The following is a 17,382-nucleotide window of genomic DNA, read 5'->3' on the forward strand; positions in this document are numbered from 1 at the left end:
CAGATCCGGAATGCGGCACCGCGGGCCGATCGCCCGCCCGTCCCACCCACTCGCCGGCCGGCGCCCGCCGCCGGTCCGCGGCGCGCGCACGACCGTACGCCGCCGCAGTCATTCCCTGGAGAAAACCTGTGAACGCACAGTCCCCCGACACCACACGGTCCCCCGGCACCGCACAGCCAGCCGTCACCGTGCTCGGCCTCGGCACCATGGGCCGGGCGCTGGCCACCGCGTTCGTCGCCGGCGGCCGGCGCACCACCGTCTGGAACCGCACCCCGGGCAAGGCCGCCGAGCTCGTCGCGGCCGGCGCCACCGAGGCCGCCGACCCGGCCACCGCGATCGAGGCCAGCGACCTGGTCGTGGTCTGCCTGTTCGACAAGGACTCGGTGCGCGAGGCGCTCGCCCCGCACGTCGCGTCGCTGGCCGGCCGCACCGTCGCCATGCTCACCACGTTCACGCCGGCCGACGCGCGGGAGATCGCCGGCTGGGTCGGCGAGCACCAGGCCGGCTATCTGGGCGCCGCGCTGATGGCCATACCGACGATGATCGGCCAGCCCGAGGCGCAGTTCTTCTACAGCGGCCCCGAGCACCTCTTCGACGCCCACCGCGAGACGCTGTCCCTGCTGGGCACGAGCGCCCATGTGGGCGTCGAGGTCGGCACGTCGGCGCTGTACGAGACGTCGCTGCTCACCGGCATGTACGCGATGTTCTTCGGCTTCTACCACGGGGCCGCGCTGATCCGCACCGGCGGCGTGGCCGCCAAGGAGTTCGCCGCGCTCGCCGGCCCGTGGATCAGGGCCATGACCGGCTCGCTCGACCACGCCGCCGACTTCATCGACAAGGGCGACTACACCACCGACGTACAGAGCCTGCTCTTCAACCGGTCCGCCCTCGACCACATCACGCACGTCAGCGACGACCAGGGCATCAGTCCCGAACTCCCGGCGCTGCTCCGTGAGTTCATGGACCGCCAGATCCGGGCCGGGCACGGCGCGGACAGCGCCACGCGCGCGTACGAGAGCATCGCCAGGCCGCAGCAGGGGTGAGCCGGGGCGGGGGCCGGCCGGCGGCACACCGCGCCGGCCCCGGGCGGCCCACCCCCACAGGCTCAGCCACCCGCAGGCTCAGCCACCCCCACCCGGTAGCACGCGCAGCGCGCGGTCGAAGGCCGAGTCCCTGCGGTGGGCGAACTCCTCCTCGGTGAAGACCGGTTCCGCCAGGTGCGGCGGGATGCCGGGGCCGTCGAAGGTCTGGCCCGAGCGGGTGCGGAACTCCTCGTTCGGCACGTCGAACCGCCAGCCGCCGGGCAGGCCGCGCTCCAGCGTGTCGGAGAAGACGCCCTGGGTGTGCTCGCCGATCCGCACGGTCGTCCCCGGCCGCTCCAACAGGGCCTGGGTGAACGTCTCCCCGGCACTGATCGTGGACCCGCCGGTGAGCACCGCGATCGGCCCGGTGTAGCGGGGGCCGCTGGCGGGTGTGACGTACAGCGGCTGCGGCGCGGTGAAGCGGGTCGGGTCCGCGGGGTCGTTGCGGGCCCGCTTGGCGTACGCGAGGTGGGGCCGGTCGGTGAGCCGGGCCGCGAGGTCGAGCCCGAAGGAGTCGGCGCCGCCGCCGTTGACCCGCAGGTCGATGACGAGCCCGCGCAGCTTCCGGGTCCGCTCGGCCGTGAAGACCGCGTCCAGGGCGGCGTCGAGGGCGGCCTTGTTCGCCTCGTACGTCGGCGTCTTCGCGTACCCGAGGAACGCCACGACCCGCAGATAGCCCCGGCCGCCGGGCAGGTCCGCGTAGCCGATGAGGCCGTTCGCGTACTTCTGCAACGGCCGGCCGCCCAGGTCGCGGTCCTCGATGTACGCGGTGGTGCGGGCGTCCAGGGCCTCGTCGGGCATGGTGGTGCCGGGCCGCAGCCCCTGGAAGCTGCCGCTGGCGCCGGCGTCGATCGACACGTGCGCGTCGTGCAGCGGCTGCACCATCTCGCGGAAGAGCGCGAAGAGTTCGTCCCGGCCGGTGTCCGGGTGCACGCGCGGCCGGTACGCGTCCCGCACGGCCCGCCAGTCGACGCCCTTGGCGGCGAAGAACGGATAGTTCTCCGCGAAGGTGTGCCAGAAGACGTCGAAGCTGCGCACCGGGTCGAAGGGTTCGGGCCCGGCGTCCGGGTCGCAGTCCGCGGGCAGTGCGGCGATCCGGTGCAGCCCGCGGTCCCCCGGCGAGCCGTCCACGTGCAGCGCGAGCCGGTCGGGGCCGCCGGCCCTGCGGAGCGAGAAGGTGCGCCCGTTCTCCTTCGTGTAACTCCGCACCCCGCCGCTCTCCCCGGTGTGCCGGGCCGTATCGCCGGGCAGACAGCTCACGGCCGTCGTCTGGTACTCCCGCACGGCCCCGCCGCGCACCGTGAGGACCGTGCCGTAGCCGTCCGTCCGCCACACGCCGTCCCAGGACCGCGCGCCGCCGCCGGCCCCCTGCTCGGCCCTGCCGCCCTCCCGCCCCGCCGCCCCGGCCGTCGCCGCCGGCGCCAGCAGCCCGCCGGCGACCGCCAGCACGGCCGCCACCGCCACACCCCGCCCCAGCCCGCCGTGCCCGGCCCCGCTCCGTCGCATCTCCCGTGCCCCTCTCGCTCCCTCGTCGTACGGCACCCATGCTGGCCGCCGGCACCCGGCCGCGGCCAGCCGTCCAGCAGGTGGGGCGGGGGTGGTGACAGGTCCACCCTGCGGGGTGGGGACTGCCGTTGGGGGTTGTGGTCCGGGGACGCTGTCTGGGGTTGCTGTCGGAGCTGGCGCAGGCGGTGTTGCGGGCGCCGTGAGAGAGGTGCTGTCGGGGAGTTGCGGGCGCTGTTGGGGAGTTGGGGGGGGGGGGGGCGCCCCCCGCGGGGGGGGGGGGGGGCGGCGCCGCCCCGAGCGCCCGGTTCCCGCCATCCCCCGGTCGGTTCGCCGTAACCCCTATCCGTTAAGTCGAAGATTTTCGCGGGGAGTTGGCGGATGCGTAGATCGATTGGTGCCGATGGGTGGACACACCGGGTGGCAAAGCGGCCGAACCTCGCTCGTACCGGCGGCGGTTGACATACGACGGAGCTACCGCCGGTGAGGTACGCATGAGATCAGCCGCATGACCGATGCGGTCCGCGTGGCCAGGCCCGTAACGTGTTGGCCCCGCGTTCTTTTCAGGGCGGGCAACGGATCGGGTGCGCCCGCCACGCATCGGCTCCGTTGATTCTCCGGCCAAGTGGGGACACGTCGCCCCTCGCCGGCCGGGGACGCGTTGAGGGTCCTGGCTACGCCTGCCGGGACCCTCAGTGCATTCCGGAGCCGCCCCGGCCTTCCGCGCCGGCCCCTCGCCGCCCGGGCCTCACCTTGTGCCGGGTCTCACCTTGCGCCGCGCCCCACTTCGCGCCGGGCCTCACTTTGCACCGCGCCCCTCGCACGCCGCCCCGGCCCGGCTGGAGCCCCGCTGGGGAAGGGGCGGCGGTGTGGGGTGTCATGCGGCGGGTGCGCCTCGGTGTCGGGGCAGGGGTGAACACGGGGCCCGCGTGGTGGCGCGGGCGCGCACACGTGTCGACGGTGCGCCGGTCGGTCCTCGCTCCCTACTCCCGGCCCAGCAGGGGCTCTGCCCCGGTCGCCCGAGCCGGCGCCCGCACGCCGTCCGGCACCGGGAAGCGGAGGCCGTCGGCGTCGGCCGTCCACTCGATCCCGCCGCCCACGGGCCGGAGAAACGCAATACGTTTTCCCTCGACTTCGGGATCGAACAGGAGATCTTCCACTCCATGGACCGACTGGAGCACGCCGATCCGTTCGGTGCACGGATCGTAGACGTGCTCACCGGGTCGGGGTCGACGGTATCCGGAATCACTCACTCTGGCGTTCATGCGTCCCCTCTCGCATTCTCTTCGCAGTCGTAAGGAGGTTCGATTGCGTTCTCGGGTCGGGTTCGCCATGTGGTCGGTATTCCCCGTCCGGAACAACTTCCTTCGAACGCACGCTGAATTGCGGGGTGCATTCGGTCGCGCGGGGAATTTCCCGCCACCCCTGCGCCCCGTACGCCCAACTCGCAACGCCGAGCCCTCAACACCCCTTTGACCAGCCAACTTGTGCGCTGGCCAAGGTGTCCCGGGTGCTCGACCGCCCCCTCCCGCGTGACGGATAAACGGCCGTCGGGTGGGGAAGTGGTGCGCGGCCAATTAAGAGGGGCGGAAATGGCCAGGATATGCGGACCGGGCGATCGGCTATGGGGGAGGTACGGGGCGTGGTACGCGGAGCGGAAGGCGATGGGGCTCGCGCCGGCGAGCGGGGAGCGACCCTTTCGGGACGCGCGGAGGGTGCGCGGGAGAGCTGAATTCCCGCCCCGTTCGGCGCGGCCCCGCCCCGCGCGGCCCCATTCCGTACCGCCTCGTTTCGCGCGGCCCCGTGTCGCGCGGCTGTTCCCCGCCGCCCCGTTTCGTACGCGCCGCTTCGTGCGCCCCGTACCGCATCCATCCCACTCACCCCTCCCCTCAGCGGGCCCGCCACGTGGGGGAGGGGCTGCGGTGGTCGCTGGGGCGGGTGCCGTGTAGGCGCTTGAATGCGGCGCTGAGGGCGAAGGCGTGGGCGTAGCCGACCTTCTTGGCGATGGCGGCGACCGTCTGGTCGGTCTCCCTGAGGAGGTCGGTGGCGAGCGCCACGCGCCAACCCGCCAGGTAGGACATGGGCGGTTCGCCGACCGCCGCGGTGAACCTGCGGGCCAGCGCCGCGCGTGAGACACCCACCTCGGCCGCGAGCCCCGCCACCGTCCACGGCCGCGCCGGCGCATCGTGCAGCAGCCGCAGCGCGGGGCCGACGACCGGGTCGTCCAGGGCGCGGCACCAGGCGGGTGCGTCCGCGTCCGGATGGTCGAACCAGTGCCGCAGCGCCGAGACCAACATCAGGTCCAACATCCGGTCGAGCACCAACTGTTGCCCCGGCCGCTCCTTGCCGATCTCATCGGCCACCGTCTGCACCGTCGGGTACGGGCTGTCGTCCAGCGGCACCACCAGCACCGGGGGCAGCGCCCGCAACAGGCGCTCGCTGAGCTCGCCACGCCGCTCGAAGGCGCCGCTGAGCAGCACGGCCGGGGTGTCGTCCGAGGTGGGGCCGGACCCGCCGTCCGAGGCAGGGGCGGCCCCGCCGTTCGGAGCGCCGCCGGGACCACCGTCCGCAACACCCGGAACACCCGGAACACCGCTCGGCGCGCGACCGGAAACGCCACCCGCCGCGCCCCCGGCCCCGGCCCCGGACCCGCCCGCGGACCCGCCCTCCGGCGCTTCGCCCCCCGCCCCCGAACAGTAATCAGCGCTGGTCACGACCAGGGTGGGGGCGGTCGCCGGGTCGTCGGCGACCACGTACGGCGCGGCGCCCCGTACGACGGCGACCTCCCCCACGCCGATCGCCACCGGCGGCTGCCCGTCGGGGACGATCCACGCCCGGCCGCGCACCATCGTGGCCAGGGTCAGCGGCGCCCCGCTGGCCATCCGCAGCGCCCACGGCGGTCGCATGACCGCCCGCCGGAACACGGCGCCGTGCGCCCGTACCTCCGCCAACAGCTCCGATACGGCATCCATGCGCGCAGTGTAGGCACCGAGCGAGACGCCTGAATATCAAAGAGAGCTTTCTATCTATGGATGCGCTCACCCGTCGCGGCTTGACTGACGTCATGCCTGAACAACCCACTCCACACCAGCCCGTGCGCTCCGACTCTGCCCGGACAGCCCCCCCCGCCCAGCCGGCCACCCCCAGCCAGACAGCCGCCCCCGCCCAGACAACGGCCCCTGCCCAACCGGCCACCCCTGGCCACGAGTCCCCCGAAGCGGACCGGCCCGTCCTCGTGACCGGCGCCACCGGCAAGTCCGGCCGCCGAGTGGTGGCCCGGCTGCGGGCCCGCGGTGTGCCGGTGCGGGCGGCGGCGCGGCACGGGGAATTCCCCTTCGACTGGTCCGACCGCACCACCTGGGACGCGGCCCTTGCCGGCGTACGGGCCGTCTACGTCGTCCAGTTGGACGGCACGAAGCTGGTCCGCCCCTTCGTGGAGCGGGCGGTGGCGCACGGGGCGCGGCGTCTCGTCCTGGCCTCCGGGCGCGGCATCGACGACCCGAACTACGCACAGGACAGCGCCGGCGTGCTCGACGGCATCCTGGACAGCGAGGCGGCGGTGCGCGAGAGCGGCGTGGCGTGGACGATCAGCCGCCCCGGCTGGTTCGCGCAGAACTTCAGCGAGGGCTTCTTCGCCGACGCCGTCCGCGCCGGTGAACTGCGACTGCCCGGCGGCGACGGCGCGGCCAGCTTCGTGGACGCCGATGACATCGCCGCGGTGGTGGCCGCGGCCCTGACGGAAGACCGGCACGCGGGCCAGACGTACGAGCTCTCCGGCCCCGCGGCCCTGACCCTGCACGAGGTGGCCGCCACCATCTCCGAGGCCGCCGGCCGCATCGTCCGCTACACGCCGGTCACCGTCGACGCCTACGTCGCCGAACTCGTCGCCCAGGGCCTACCGCCCGCGGACGCGGAAGCCTTCGCGCACGTCATCGCGCCCTTGCGCAACGGCACCGACGCCTACCTCTCCGACGGCGTGCAACGTGCGCTGGGCCGCCCGGCCCGATCCTTCGCGGAGTTCGCCAAGTCGACGGCAGCGAACGGCGGCTGGACCGCCTGACCGCCACGACCCCGGTGCGTACGGCTGACCACACGGCCGTCCCCGAGCCGTACGCACCGGCCCCGCCCCGACCAAGCCCGCCCCACCCCGCGCTGCACGCACTCCCCCCAGTCACGCACTCATCCCCCTCACGCACCCGCACCCCACCGCCGCCCCGTCCCCAGATGCCATACGCGCACCTCACCCCCCGCCTCCTGCGCATACCCGAACTGCTCCTGAGCGGGCCGCCCCCGCGCGCACCACCACTCCCAGAGGCCCTCAACCTTCCCCCAGAGGTCGGCCCCACCGCCGTACGCGACCTCCGCGCCGTCACCACCGCTCAGCGGCGCGCGGGCCCAACTTCCGTCGGGGGTGTGGAGTTGGAGGGCGAGGGGCTGGTCGTCGGCGTGGTGGTAGGTGAGCTGGGCGTCGGGCAGCTCCAGGGCGAGCAGGAGCCGGAAGGGGTAGTGGGCGCGGATGTCTGCCGCGCTGACCGCGGTGGGCCGTGTCCCGACAGCGGCGGCGTACGGGACGTGCGGCTCGGGCGCCGGATAGGCGTGGGCGTCGCCGCGGGCGGCCATGAAGCGCCCCGAGGTCTCCGCGAACCGCCCGCGCGCACGCCCCGCCCCGTCCACGCACACCCGCACGAGCCCGCCCTCAATGCCGAAGTCGACGTCGGCGAGGATCACCGCGTCGGGCGCGGCCTGCTCGATCCAGGCCGCCGGGAGCCGCCGGGGCACGGAGCAGGTGGCGATGATCCGCTCGAACCGCCGGCCCGACGGATGCCAGGACCGCCCGTCGCCGGCCGCGAGGTCCGGCGCGTACCCGAGCCCCGCGAGCCGCCCGCGGGCGCTGGCGATCAGACCCGGGTCGATGTCGACGGAGTGCACGAGCCGATCACCGAGCCGCGCACAGAGCAGCGCCGCGTTGTACCCGGTCCCGGTCCCCACCTCCAACACCCGCTGCCCGTCCACCACCCGCAACTCCTCCAACATGCCGGCCATCAAGCTGGGCAAGGTGCTCGAAGAGGTGGGCACACCGGTCCAGGTCCCACCACCAACCTGCTCGGCCGTACTCGGGTCGAGCGCGGTGACGAGAGTGACGTCGCGATATACCTGCGCCAACGCGTCTGCCCCAGTGATCTCTTGACCCCGCCAGACGGCGACCCCCCGCTCATCGGTCTCCATCTCGTACCACCGAGGAACGAATACGTGCCGCGGCACCACGCCAAACGCCTCGGCCCACTCATCGGACCGAATGGCCCCAGCTTGCCGAAGGTGCTCGACTAGGGCGGTGAGGTGGGGGTGGGTGGGGCGTGGGGAGGTCATGGGGAGGGTGTCCTGGGGAGTTGGGGCGGCGGATTGCTGTTTCCGGGGCGGGTGCATACGGGCCTCACGTCGATCCAGGTGGATCGGTGGTGCGTCAGGCCACGGTCGCTCGGCCGATGAGAGTCCCGATGTGACCTCGCTCAGGGGCTTCCCATACGCGCACTTCTGCTTCCTGGAATCCGGCTCTGAGCAAGAGGCTTTGCCATTTTCGGGGTGTGTAGCTGTAGCGGTAGGTGTAGAGCGCCCTGCCTGCGAAACCTCCCTTGTACATTCCCTGTGGGCCGTACGCGCCGGGGATGGGCGGCGGTTGGGAGAAGACCAGAACGCCTCCCGGATTCAAATGGGAGGCGATCAGGGGGAGCAGCTTGACCGGATCGGTGAACCAGACGGCACCGAACACCGAATAAACGGCGTCGAACGTCTCTGGCGCCTCCGTCAGGTACGCGAGGACTTCCGCACACACGAACTCCACTCCCAGGGGCCCCCACCGTTCCGTCGTTTGGGCCACCATGACGGGCGACAGGTCCACGCCTTTGGCCTTGACCCCCAGTCCGGCAAGATGCGCCAATGCACGTCCCGTGCCACATCCGACTTCCAAAACAGACCGCGCTGCGCCGAGGAGTTCGGGCCCTGGGCCGTGCCCCGTGTATTGGGTCCATCTGAAGGTGGGATCGGATGCGTACACGTCTTGCCGTGTGCTGTGGGCGTAGGTGTCCCACAGCTCGCGTTCGGCTTCGATGTCGTGCCGGGCGGCCAAATCGGATCGTCCTTTACGGGGGAGGGCTTTGACTCGGGATGGATGCGAGGGTGCGGGGGTGCGGCCCCCCCCCGCCGGCTGGGGGCGGAGGCCGTCGCGGGTGTTCTAGTGGCTATCGGGCACCTTGTCGTCGCACGGCGAGCACTCGGGTTCGTCGGCCGCCCACAACTCGTCATCCACGGCGAACCCACTCGCGCGGATCAGCTCGGCCGTGCGTGCCACCACGCCGTCCCGGCGCCGCTCGATCAACGGAGCGTGGTGCTTGTACCGGCCGTCGTTGTACGCGTCGCAGAGCGCGAAGTACAGGGGTGTGTCGAGGATGAGCTGGTGCACCCCGATGTCCACGGTGTACCCGACCCCCATGTCGACACCGGGGTTCTCCATTGCGGTGACGATGTAGGCAATGCCCTGACCTAGGACGCGTTCAGCGAGACTACGCACGGCCACGCTGTCCCGGAGGAGCAGGCGGACTTCCCGTTCCCACAGATCGGTCACCCCGACGTCGGCCACGAGGTGGGGGACGTGCTCTTGCAACGCGTTCAGAATCGTGCGCGGATCGCGCGTCCGCGCCTGGACTGCTGTGCTCATCGTGCGAATCCTCCTGATGCATGGAGTGGGCGCTGGGTGGAATGGCTGAGGAACCGTCAAACATCGCTGCCGGCGATGCGGTCGGCTGTGGTGGTGCAGGGTTTCTCTGCGCCGTTTGCAAAACTGCCGCATCCGCGGTTCCTGGGACCCTTGCGACCATTCTCCGGCCGATGGTGACGGTCGCTAGTTCCTTTCTCCTTGTGGCAAGAAGTCGTCTCGGATTCCCTCCACGAGCGCCCTCATCTCCTGGCCGTAGGCGGCGACCTCGGCGAACCTCTCGAAAGTTTCGGTGTAGACCTGTACATCCTTCGGGTCGCGTGTGGAGAGCTCCGAATGGAACGTCTCCACGATCACGAGCCGAGCATCGTGGAGGCTGAAGCAAGTCATGGGGAAATCAGGCTTCCGGCCCGTCTGGGGAACAACGCCGAGACGGACGTTGGGAAGTCGGGAAAGCGACAGGAGCCGTTCGAGCTGTAGTGCCATGATGACCGGTGTTCCGATCTCCCAGCGCAGGACGTGCTCGCAGATCAGGAAGTGGAACGAATGGCCCGACTCGTGCAATGCGGCCTGGCGTTCAAGCCGGGCCGAGACGGTCTTGACCAGCGTCTCTGGCGGCAGCGCAGGAGGCAGGCTGAAGACGGCCGACGCGTATTCGGGAGTTTGCAGCAGCCCGGGGACGAGCTGCCCCTGGAACAGTCTGAGCGTCTGAGTGCTGGCCTCGATGGCCCGGATCGTCCGCTGGTGCTCCCACAGGCCCATCCGTCGCAGAACGCGCCACGCGGTCTCCTCAGTCGCCGCTGCCCGTGCGGCGGTGAGGAACTGTTCCTTCGCCTCACCGGAGATCCCCAGGGCCGTCAGAATGAGGTCAACGTCCTGGACGGTCGGCCTGACCTTGCCGTTCTCAATCTTCGAGAGTTTGCTCGCAGACATGGAAGCCCCGCGGGCCACCGCGTCCCCCGTGCTACCGGAGGCATGACGCAGGGCCCGCAGGGCCGTCCCCATCGAATCGGTCAGTGGTGGCGCTCCCAGTAGTCCGCGAACGGCACGGTCGCGGCCACGGCACGGTCGCGGTGGCCCTGGTACGCGGCGAGGGCGTCGGGCGGCAGTAGTTCGCCGCCGATGAACGCCCCGGCCGCGGTGTAGTGCATGCGGTAGACGTCCCGGTCGTCGAAGAGCCAGAAGTCGTGGTCGGGGAGTTCCGGCGCCGTCTGTTCCGACCGGTCGATGATGCCGATGGATTCGCCCGCGGTGATGTTGCCGGGGTACGCGGACAGTTCGTACCTGAGGTAGTCCGTCAGCGGCGAGCTGAGCACGTGGACGCGCGCGACCTGCTTGCCCTTGTCGGTCATCGAGCGCACCCAGGGGTTGTCCGCCCACTCCGGGCCCATGTCCGCGCCGGCCAGGAACCGCGCGATTTCCTCCCGCTCCTCCTCGACGTCGTACGCGTCCAACGTCTCCAACCGGAACGCGGTCCGCTCGAAGTCCTCGAAGAGACGCCCGAACTCCTCACCGGCGAGCATGGATCTCCTTCTGTGTTGCAGGGGGGGGAGGGGCGACGGCTGTCGCCCGCTCACCGGCCCAACCGTCGCCCCCACGCCTCCCGGCCCCCGGCCGGCCCCCCATCCGTGGGTGGGGAGTCGGGGAGTAGGGGGCCGATGGGGGCCCAGCCCCAGTGGGTGAGGGTGTGGTGGGCCGGGTGGTTGGTGGTGTCGATGGTCGTTGTGGCCAGGGGGCCCGTTGCTCGGGTGAGGAGTTGGTCCACTAGGCGGGTGGCCACCCGGGTGCGGCGGTGGGTGGGGAGTACGCAGAGTTCGGCGATGGTGAAGACCGGGCTCGCGTACGTCAGTTCGTCGATCTCCGGCGGCAGGCCGTCGCGGAAGCCGGGGTGCCAGGCCCGGGCCCGGTCGGCCTGGTAGCCGTAGACGAAGCCGACCAGGGCCGGGGTGCTGGCGATGATCATGTCGAAGCCCGGTTCGCCCGTGTGGTCCTCGAACCGGTCGAGGAAGGCCCGCCGGTCGTACCGGCCCGCCGGGCGGTCGCGGTCCACCAGGCCGCTGCCGGCGAGCCCGCCGCCGAGGCGGTTGCCGGTGAGGCCGCCGCCCGCCGTTGACCCACTGCCCGTCAGCCCGCCGCCCGCCGGGCCCGCGCCGCTCGCGCTGCCGTCGGTCGGGGTGCGATCTGGTCGTTCTGGTGCTGGCGAGCCGTCCGGGGCCGGGGCGGGTAGTTCGCGGTACGTCGCGACGTAGAGGTCGGCGACCGCCTCCCGCTGCTGCTCGGCCTGCCATCTGGTCAACCGTCGTAGGAACACCTCGGCCACGCAGTCCTCCCCGTCCCTACCGCCCGTGTGCTGGCTGTGGTCCCCCGCCGCGTCCGGTGGCCCGGCGGGTCGTCGGCCCGTGGGCCGATCCGTCGGGTGCTGACGCCTGTTCGGCGGGGCGACCGACGGTGCCGGGCGCGTCGCGAACGCGCCGTGTGATGGGCCATATCGTGGCAGTGCCGGAGCGTTGGCGAAACACCCGGGGCGGGGCGGTCGTCCTCGCGCGCCCGGGGGCGTGCGCGTGGGCGGGGCGAGTGCTGCATCCGGTCCGCCGTGTTCCCCGTGGCGCGGGCGCGCGCCCCCCGCAGCCGCACTCCGCCCGATTCCCTTCCGCCGTTCCTCGGACCCGCCCCTCCATCCTTCGAAACCGTCTCCTCGTCCTTTGAACCCGTTCCCCTCGCTCCTATTTCTTCGGTGTCTCCGCGCCCCTCTTCTCCGCTCCCCTTCGGTGCTTCTTCCCGCTCCGCTTTTCTTCCCCCGGCCGACCGGGCCGACCGGGCGGACCGGGCCGACCGAGCGGGGCGGGTCCTCGGCGGGCGCTTGGTCGGGAGGCGGGGGTGGGTTCGGATAACGGACGGGAAGGGGAACGGCTTCCGGGCCCGGCAGTGGGGAACTCCTTCCGGGCTCTGGAGCGGGGGGCTACTCGGGCCCGGGGAGTGGGGAGCGACTTCCGGGCCCGGGGATGGAAGTGGAGTATCCGAATGGTCACCGGGAGTCATCCGCGCTGAACCTGGCGGTCACGGTTCGGGCGGGGTGCGGGGCGGATCGGCGGCGCGGACCATAGAAGTTTTAGACGACTATTGTTGAATCCCGAAGGTTGTCTATTTTGTTGACTTCGCAAGTTGTGGGCGTGTAGGTTTAGTGATCTATTGTGTGGTTACCACGGGGGCGGTCGCACGATTTTATATCGCGCAGTCGATGTGCGGCGTTCCGCGTGCGCCAATATCGACGGCCGTGAAAGTCGCGTATTGACAGCGAATTTACCCCTGGGTTTACCCCACGTCGAGAGTCCTTGCTCGACTCGCAGGGATTCCTAGCTGTTCAACGGGGTGAGAATGTCGACTTCTGGGACGATTGCTGCGGTTCCCGACCCGCCGGGCCGGCCGCCGCTACCAGATATCCCACGCGCGCAGTCCCAGGTGGTCGACGACGTCGACGACGCGCTGCGCCAGGTGCGGACCCTGATCGAGTCCGTGGTGACCAGGCACCAGGTCCGTACGCTCGATCAGTCGTTGCTGGTGACGACGGAGGACGCGGAGACCGCGGCGCAGGCGCTCGACCGGCTGGTCGCGCACGCCCAGTACTCGGTGTGCGTGCTCGTGCCGTCCCAGCCCACCGGGCTCAAGGCGGTGACCGGCGCGCTGGAGGGGCTGGCCGGCGACTGGACCGGGAGCGCGGTGCGGGTCCGCCTCATCTGTTCGCCCGAGGTCGCCGTGGCGCACCGGCTCGCGGACTTCGAGGGCGTCGGCAAGGAGAGCGGGTCCGTACAGGTGCGCCTTGCGGGGGAGTCGCAGCGCGGACTCGTCATTATCGACAACCGGGTGGCGCTGGTGCGCTCCGATCCCGATTCGGGCGACAAGCAGGCATCGCTGGTGCGTGCTCCGGTCGTGGTGCGGGCACTCCACGACATGTTTATGAGTAGCTGGCGGCGGTCCATACCGCTCGCCGAATACGAGCGGATAAGCGAGTACCTGCGCGGCGGCTCCGGCACACGCATCCTGCGTTTTCTCTACGAGGGTTATACCGATGAGGCAGCGGCTCGGGAATTGTCGGTTTCCGTACGCACCTACCGGCGTCGGGTCGCCGAAATCATGCGGGCGCTCGGGGCCACTTCCCGATTTCAGGCCGGTGTCTACACCCTGAAGATGGGACTGCTGTAGGACCCGTCACAGTCCCTGCCCCGGAGGGCCGTCACGTGCAGCGTGGCGGCCCTCCGGGGCATTCTGTTCCATTGCTGTGGTGCAACCTGTACCGCTTTTTTGGTGCAGCCTGTTCCGGTTATGCGGGGCATCGTGCGCCGCTTTTGTGGGGCGGCTTGTACCGCAGTTCGGGGTCGAGACATCAACTTGCCACCACTTATCCGCGGCCTACCCGAACCGTGTTTAGCCGCTGGCATCTTGTGGACTCCACGTTGTGTCACGAGCAGTGCCCGACCTAGCGTGAAGCCACCGCGGGAACAGACGTCGATCGGGCTCATCCGGAAGCCAGGTCCCACCCGCTGCGGGCCTTGGTCAGGCCCATCGAGCCCACACCGCCAACCACACCCGGCAGCACGCCGCAACGATGCGGTCCGCAGGGGGCGGAGGGCGCCGTACGCACTGTCCACACGTCACCGTCCGAACGCCACCTTCGGAGCGGCGCGCGTCCTTCGCGCTGCCGTCCACGACCTCACGACGCACATGATTACGGGGGAGTTTCATGCATCTGTCGTCGCCAGTACGGGACCGAATACCGTCCCAGCGGGCCGCCGTCGGTACCGCTGGGAAGCACGCCGACAGCGCCTCCGGGCGGGGCACGCGGCCCCGCATCTGGGGCCGTCCGCCCTATGGCTACCGTGCCGTGGCGGGCCCGGAGGGGACCGGGCTGCGCCTCGTACCGGACGAGCGGACCGCACCGGTCGTCCGGCGCATCTTCGACGAGTACCTGGAGGATCGCGGCCTCCAGGTCATCGCCGAGGGCCTGACCGCCGACGAGGTGCCGAGCCCGGGCTCGCACGGCCCGCGCACCGGGGACGGCGTCGCCGCCTGGTCCAAGAGCGCGGTCCGCGCCATCCTGGTCAACCCGCGCTACGCGGGGCACGCGGCGGCCGGTAGCTGCGGCAAAGGCGCGGCGGTCTGCACGCCGGTGCTGCCCAGCGAGGTCTTCGAGCGGGTACGGGACCGCTTCGACGCCCGCCGCACCACCAAGACCGAGACGGACCCGGGCAGCGCAGCGGCCCGCGCGTACGCGCTGCGCGGCATGGTGCGTTGCGCCCGCTGCAACCGGCTGATGCAGGGCACCTGGAACAACGCGGAGCCCTACTACCGCTGCCGCTTCCCGGCCGAGTACGCCACGGCCAACCAGATCGAGCACCCGCGCAACGTCTACCTGCGGGAACAGACCGTGCTCGGCCCGCTGACCTCCTGGCTGCGCTCGGCCGCCGCGCCGCACTGGCGGGTGCCGGCGCTGCGCCCCCCCCAGGGCCGGGCCCGGCTGGACGCGTTCCGTGCGATGGAGTTGCGGATGGTCTACGACGACTCGGAACGCCTGCTCCGGGTCAAGGCGGCGGCCGGCCCCGACGGCACGGTCCTGCGCGGCGCCCTGCCGCTCTGACCCCCGCACCGCACGACTCGCCACCGGCCGCTGGCCCGGCTGGTCCACCCGTACGGTCCGTCCCGCGCAGCACCCCGGTTCGCCCCGCACCGCCCCCGTCCCCGTACGGGCCGGGAGCGGGGGAGCCGGGCGCCGGGGGCGTTCCGTTCGGGAGGGAGCACGCCGGTTGTCACAACCGTGGGCCCGTACGCGTCATGTCGTACGGGGTGGCCGGCCCGGGGCGCGACGTGCATGACGCGTCCCGGGCCGGATCTCCGGTGCGGTGCGGTGCGGCCGGCGTGCGGCGCGCTGTGTGCCACTGGAGACAGCCACGCCGCCGTCACCCGTCCAAGCCAACCGTGACTTCCTGGCCGAAGTTTGACGTGTAGGTCAGCAGTGTTGGCGTGCTGAACAGGGCAGTTGGTCGCAGGTGGTGCGGAATGCGGGCCGCCGGCCGCAATGAGTCGGGCCACGATCCGCAGCCCGACCAACAGGCCCAAGGACCAACAGGCCCAAGGACCAACACCCCGACCGCCCGTCCAACCCACCCAGCCACCCACTCACCCGGCCACCGGCGACCAGCCACCCAGCCACCCGGCGAAGTGACCGCGGAAGCACCGGAACACCGGAAGCACCGAACACCGGCAGAACCGGAAGCACCGGAACAGCAGAAACGCCGAAACACCGAAACGCCAGAAACACCGAAAGCAGAGGAAGCGCAGTGACACAGCCACGGGGGATGGACGGATGAGCCAGGTGGTGATCACCGGTCTGGGCGCCGTGAGTTGCCTGGGCGGGACGGTGGACGAGCTGTGGGAGGGGCTGCTGCGGGCCGAGCACCGGCCCGAGCCGGCGCCCGCGGACTGCGGGCTCGCGAGCGACCCGCCGGTCTACCTGGTGCCGGACGCGCACCGGCTCCCCTCCGACCCGGACGGCCGCTTCCCCGGCCGGGCCAGTCGGATGGCGTGCACGGCGGTCGGGCAGGCCGTCGCCGACGCCGGGCTCGACGCGGCGGCGCTGGCCGACGCGGGCCTGACCGTCGGCACCACGCTGGGCGACATCGACCTGGCCGAGGAGGGCCGGGCGGCGGAGACCGACCGCAGCGCCGAGACGTACCGGGTGTCGGCGGCGGTCGCCAGCACGTACGGACTCGGCGGGCCGAACCAGAGCCTGAGCACCGCCTGTTCTGCCGGCGTGTACGCGGTGAGCTGGGGCGCCGAGCTCATCACCAGCGGACAGGCGGACGTGGTCATCGCCTGCGGCACCGACGGCTACTCGCGCGTCGCGCTGGCCTCACTCGAACGGTTCGGGATGCTCGACACCGAGCTGTGCCGGCCCTTTGACGCCGACCGGCAGGGCATGGTCACCGGCGACGGCGCGGCGGCCGTGATCCTGGAGTCAGCGGCGCACGCCAGGGCGCGCGGTGCGCAGCCGTACGCCGCGCTGGAGAGCGTCGGGTGGAGCTGCGACGGGCACCACCCGACCGCTCCCGAGCCGGGCGGCGAGCAGCTCAGCCGCGCGGTGGCCGACGCGCTCGGCGGCGCGGCCGGCACGCCGGGCGCCGCCGTGCTGCACCGGGCCGGGATCGCGGTCAACGACGTGGTGGAGAGCCAGGTCATCGCGACCGCGCTGGGCGAGGCGGTGGCCGAGGTGCCCGCGTACGGGATCAAGGCCGTCATCGGTCACACGGCGGGCGCGGCCGGGGTGTTCGGCTGTGTGGCCGCCTCGCTGATGCTGCGGCACGGCAGCGTGCCGCCCAACGCGCACGTCGCCACGCTCGACCCCGAGTGCCCGCTGACCGTGCCGCTGGCCGGCCCGGTGCCGCTGGTCAGGCCGCGGGTGCTGGTCAGCGCCACCGGCTTCGGGGGGAACAACGCCGCACTGGTTCTGGGAGCCGCCTCGTGAACGCGTACATCTCCGGCATCGGCATGGTCGCGCCCGGCGTGCGCACGCTGGACGACCTGGATGGGCCGCAGGCGCCGGACGCGGTGCCCGCCGACTGGTTCGACCCGGTGCCCTTCCTCGGCAAGCGCGGCTGGAAGTACTTCACGCCCGCCACCCGCTACCTGCTGGCCGCGGCCAACGAGGCGCAGGGCACCCGGCACGGCGACGCGCCGCCCGCGGACCAGGTGGCCGAGCGGGTCGGCGTCACCACCGGCACCCACCACAGCATCAGCGCCATGCACCAGCGCCTGGACCAGATCGCCCGCGAGGAGGGCCCGGCCGGGATGAGCCCGGCCGAACTCCCCGGCTTCTCGGTCAACATGCCGGCCAGCCAGCTCGCCATCTCGCTGCGCTGCCGCGCCTTCTCGGTGACGCTGACCAACCCGGTGGTGGCCGGGCTCGAAGCGGTCCTGTTCGCGGCCTCGGCGCTGGCGGCCGGGCGCGCCGACCGGGTCCTCGCGACCGCGACCGAGGAGGCCCCGGCGGCGTACGGGGTGGCCTTTTCGGCCGCGATGATCAGATCGCCCTCGTTC

Annotated in this window: 15 protein-coding genes; 6 read left to right on the forward strand and 9 right to left on the reverse strand. The window is 71.8% G+C overall.

Features of this window, described 5'->3' with window-relative positions; all coding sequences use genetic code 11:
* Positions 1 to 128 precede the first annotated feature (128 nt).
* Positions 129 to 1,043: an NAD(P)-dependent oxidoreductase gene (locus AAHZ94_RS04530; protein WP_349990700.1), complete on the forward strand. Its 915-nt coding sequence runs from the start codon at positions 129 to 131 to the stop codon at positions 1,041 to 1,043.
* 78 nt (positions 1,044 to 1,121) lie between these two features.
* Here AAHZ94_RS04530 and AAHZ94_RS04535 read toward each other — a convergent pair whose 3' ends face one another.
* The 3 genes from AAHZ94_RS04535 to AAHZ94_RS04545 all read right to left on the reverse strand — a co-directional run bounded on the left by AAHZ94_RS04535 (position 1,122) and on the right by AAHZ94_RS04545 (position 5,557).
* Positions 1,122 to 2,588, reverse strand: a complete 1,467-nt coding sequence (locus AAHZ94_RS04535; protein ID WP_349990701.1) for a S41 family peptidase — start codon at positions 2,586 to 2,588, stop codon at positions 1,122 to 1,124.
* 980 nt (positions 2,589 to 3,568) lie between these two features.
* Entirely contained in the window at positions 3,569 to 3,838 is a 270-nt protein-coding gene (locus AAHZ94_RS04540) for a hypothetical protein (RefSeq protein WP_349990702.1), read from the reverse strand.
* 636 nt (positions 3,839 to 4,474) lie between these two features.
* Positions 4,475 to 5,557 (reverse strand): AraC family transcriptional regulator, encoded by a 1,083-nt coding sequence (locus AAHZ94_RS04545; RefSeq protein ID WP_349990704.1) that lies wholly within the window; start codon positions 5,555 to 5,557, stop codon positions 4,475 to 4,477.
* A gap of 92 nt (positions 5,558 to 5,649) precedes the next feature.
* Here AAHZ94_RS04545 and AAHZ94_RS04550 point away from each other — a divergent pair, with 92 nt between their 5' ends.
* The gene (locus AAHZ94_RS04550; protein WP_349990705.1) at positions 5,650 to 6,645 is read left to right on the forward strand and encodes an NmrA family NAD(P)-binding protein; all 996 of its coding nucleotides are present in this window, start codon (positions 5,650 to 5,652) and stop codon (positions 6,643 to 6,645) included.
* A 128-nt stretch (positions 6,646 to 6,773) separates the two neighbouring features.
* Here the strand turns inward: AAHZ94_RS04550 and AAHZ94_RS04555 are convergent, their stop codons facing one another.
* From AAHZ94_RS04555 to AAHZ94_RS04580, 6 genes are all read right to left on the reverse strand, one after another.
* Positions 6,774 to 7,811, reverse strand: coding sequence for a methyltransferase domain-containing protein (locus tag AAHZ94_RS04555; protein WP_349990706.1), 1,038 nt, complete (start codon positions 7,809 to 7,811; stop codon positions 6,774 to 6,776).
* A 235-nt stretch (positions 7,812 to 8,046) separates the two neighbouring features.
* On the reverse strand, positions 8,047 to 8,709 hold the full coding sequence (locus AAHZ94_RS04560; protein ID WP_349990707.1) for a class I SAM-dependent methyltransferase: 663 nt from the start codon (positions 8,707 to 8,709) through the stop codon (positions 8,047 to 8,049).
* Positions 8,710 to 8,814: 105 nt separating this feature from the next.
* Positions 8,815 to 9,297: a hypothetical protein gene (locus AAHZ94_RS04565; protein WP_349990709.1), complete on the reverse strand. Its 483-nt coding sequence runs from the start codon at positions 9,295 to 9,297 to the stop codon at positions 8,815 to 8,817.
* 183 nt (positions 9,298 to 9,480) lie between these two features.
* A complete protein-coding gene (locus AAHZ94_RS04570; protein ID WP_349990711.1) occupies positions 9,481 to 10,299 on the reverse strand; it encodes a helix-turn-helix domain-containing protein in 819 nt (272 codons plus the stop codon).
* An 8-nt stretch (positions 10,300 to 10,307) separates the two neighbouring features.
* On the reverse strand, positions 10,308 to 10,817 hold the full coding sequence (locus AAHZ94_RS04575; protein ID WP_349990712.1) for a DUF6879 family protein: 510 nt from the start codon (positions 10,815 to 10,817) through the stop codon (positions 10,308 to 10,310).
* Between the two features lie 50 nt (positions 10,818 to 10,867).
* Positions 10,868 to 11,614, reverse strand: coding sequence for a GNAT family N-acetyltransferase (locus AAHZ94_RS04580; protein ID WP_349990714.1), 747 nt, complete (start codon positions 11,612 to 11,614; stop codon positions 10,868 to 10,870).
* 1,139 nt (positions 11,615 to 12,753) lie between these two features.
* Between AAHZ94_RS04580 and AAHZ94_RS04585 the strand changes: the two genes are divergently transcribed.
* The 4 genes from AAHZ94_RS04585 to AAHZ94_RS04600 all read left to right on the forward strand — a co-directional run.
* On the forward strand, positions 12,754 to 13,494 hold the full coding sequence (locus tag AAHZ94_RS04585; RefSeq protein ID WP_349990715.1) for a helix-turn-helix transcriptional regulator: 741 nt from the start codon (positions 12,754 to 12,756) through the stop codon (positions 13,492 to 13,494).
* Between the two features lie 679 nt (positions 13,495 to 14,173).
* Complete coding sequence (locus tag AAHZ94_RS04590; protein ID WP_349990717.1) at positions 14,174 to 14,926, forward strand: recombinase family protein; 753 nt, start codon at positions 14,174 to 14,176, stop codon at positions 14,924 to 14,926.
* A 726-nt stretch (positions 14,927 to 15,652) separates the two neighbouring features.
* Positions 15,653 to 16,810 carry a beta-ketoacyl-[acyl-carrier-protein] synthase family protein gene (locus AAHZ94_RS04595; RefSeq protein WP_349990718.1) on the forward strand — a complete coding sequence of 386 codons (1,158 nt, stop codon included), beginning with the start codon at positions 15,653 to 15,655 and terminating at the stop codon, positions 16,808 to 16,810.
* Positions 16,807 to 17,382, forward strand: a 576-nt coding sequence (locus AAHZ94_RS04600; RefSeq protein ID WP_349990719.1) for a beta-ketoacyl synthase N-terminal-like domain-containing protein, incomplete at its 3' end; no start/stop codon positions are given. The genes AAHZ94_RS04595 and AAHZ94_RS04600, both read left to right, overlap by 4 nt.

Origin of the sequence: Streptomyces sp. HSW2009 (genome assembly GCF_040240285.1) — a bacterium.
Classification (GTDB): domain Bacteria; phylum Actinomycetota; class Actinomycetes; order Streptomycetales; family Streptomycetaceae; genus Streptomyces.

Bases quoted from the DNA above. Each gene is read 5' to 3' on its own strand.
- AAHZ94_RS04535 (WP_349990701.1), bottom strand. From the start codon at position 2,588: ATGCGACGGAGCGGGGCCGGGCACGGCGGGCTGGGGCGGGGTGTGGCG.
- AAHZ94_RS04545 (WP_349990704.1), bottom strand. From the start codon at position 5,557: ATGGATGCCGTATCGGAGCTGTTGGCGGAGGTACGGGCGCACGGCGCC.
- AAHZ94_RS04550 (WP_349990705.1), top strand. From the start codon at position 5,650: ATGCCTGAACAACCCACTCCACACCAGCCCGTGCGCTCCGACTCTGCC.
- AAHZ94_RS04555 (WP_349990706.1), bottom strand. From the start codon at position 7,811: ATGGAGACCGATGAGCGGGGGGTCGCCGTCTGGCGGGGTCAAGAGATC.
- AAHZ94_RS04565 (WP_349990709.1), bottom strand. From the start codon at position 9,297: ATGAGCACAGCAGTCCAGGCGCGGACGCGCGATCCGCGCACGATTCTG.
- AAHZ94_RS04570 (WP_349990711.1), bottom strand. From the start codon at position 10,299: ATGGGGACGGCCCTGCGGGCCCTGCGTCATGCCTCCGGTAGCACGGGG.
- AAHZ94_RS04575 (WP_349990712.1), bottom strand. From the start codon at position 10,817: ATGCTCGCCGGTGAGGAGTTCGGGCGTCTCTTCGAGGACTTCGAGCGG.
- AAHZ94_RS04595 (WP_349990718.1), top strand. From the start codon at position 15,653: ATGAGCCAGGTGGTGATCACCGGTCTGGGCGCCGTGAGTTGCCTGGGC.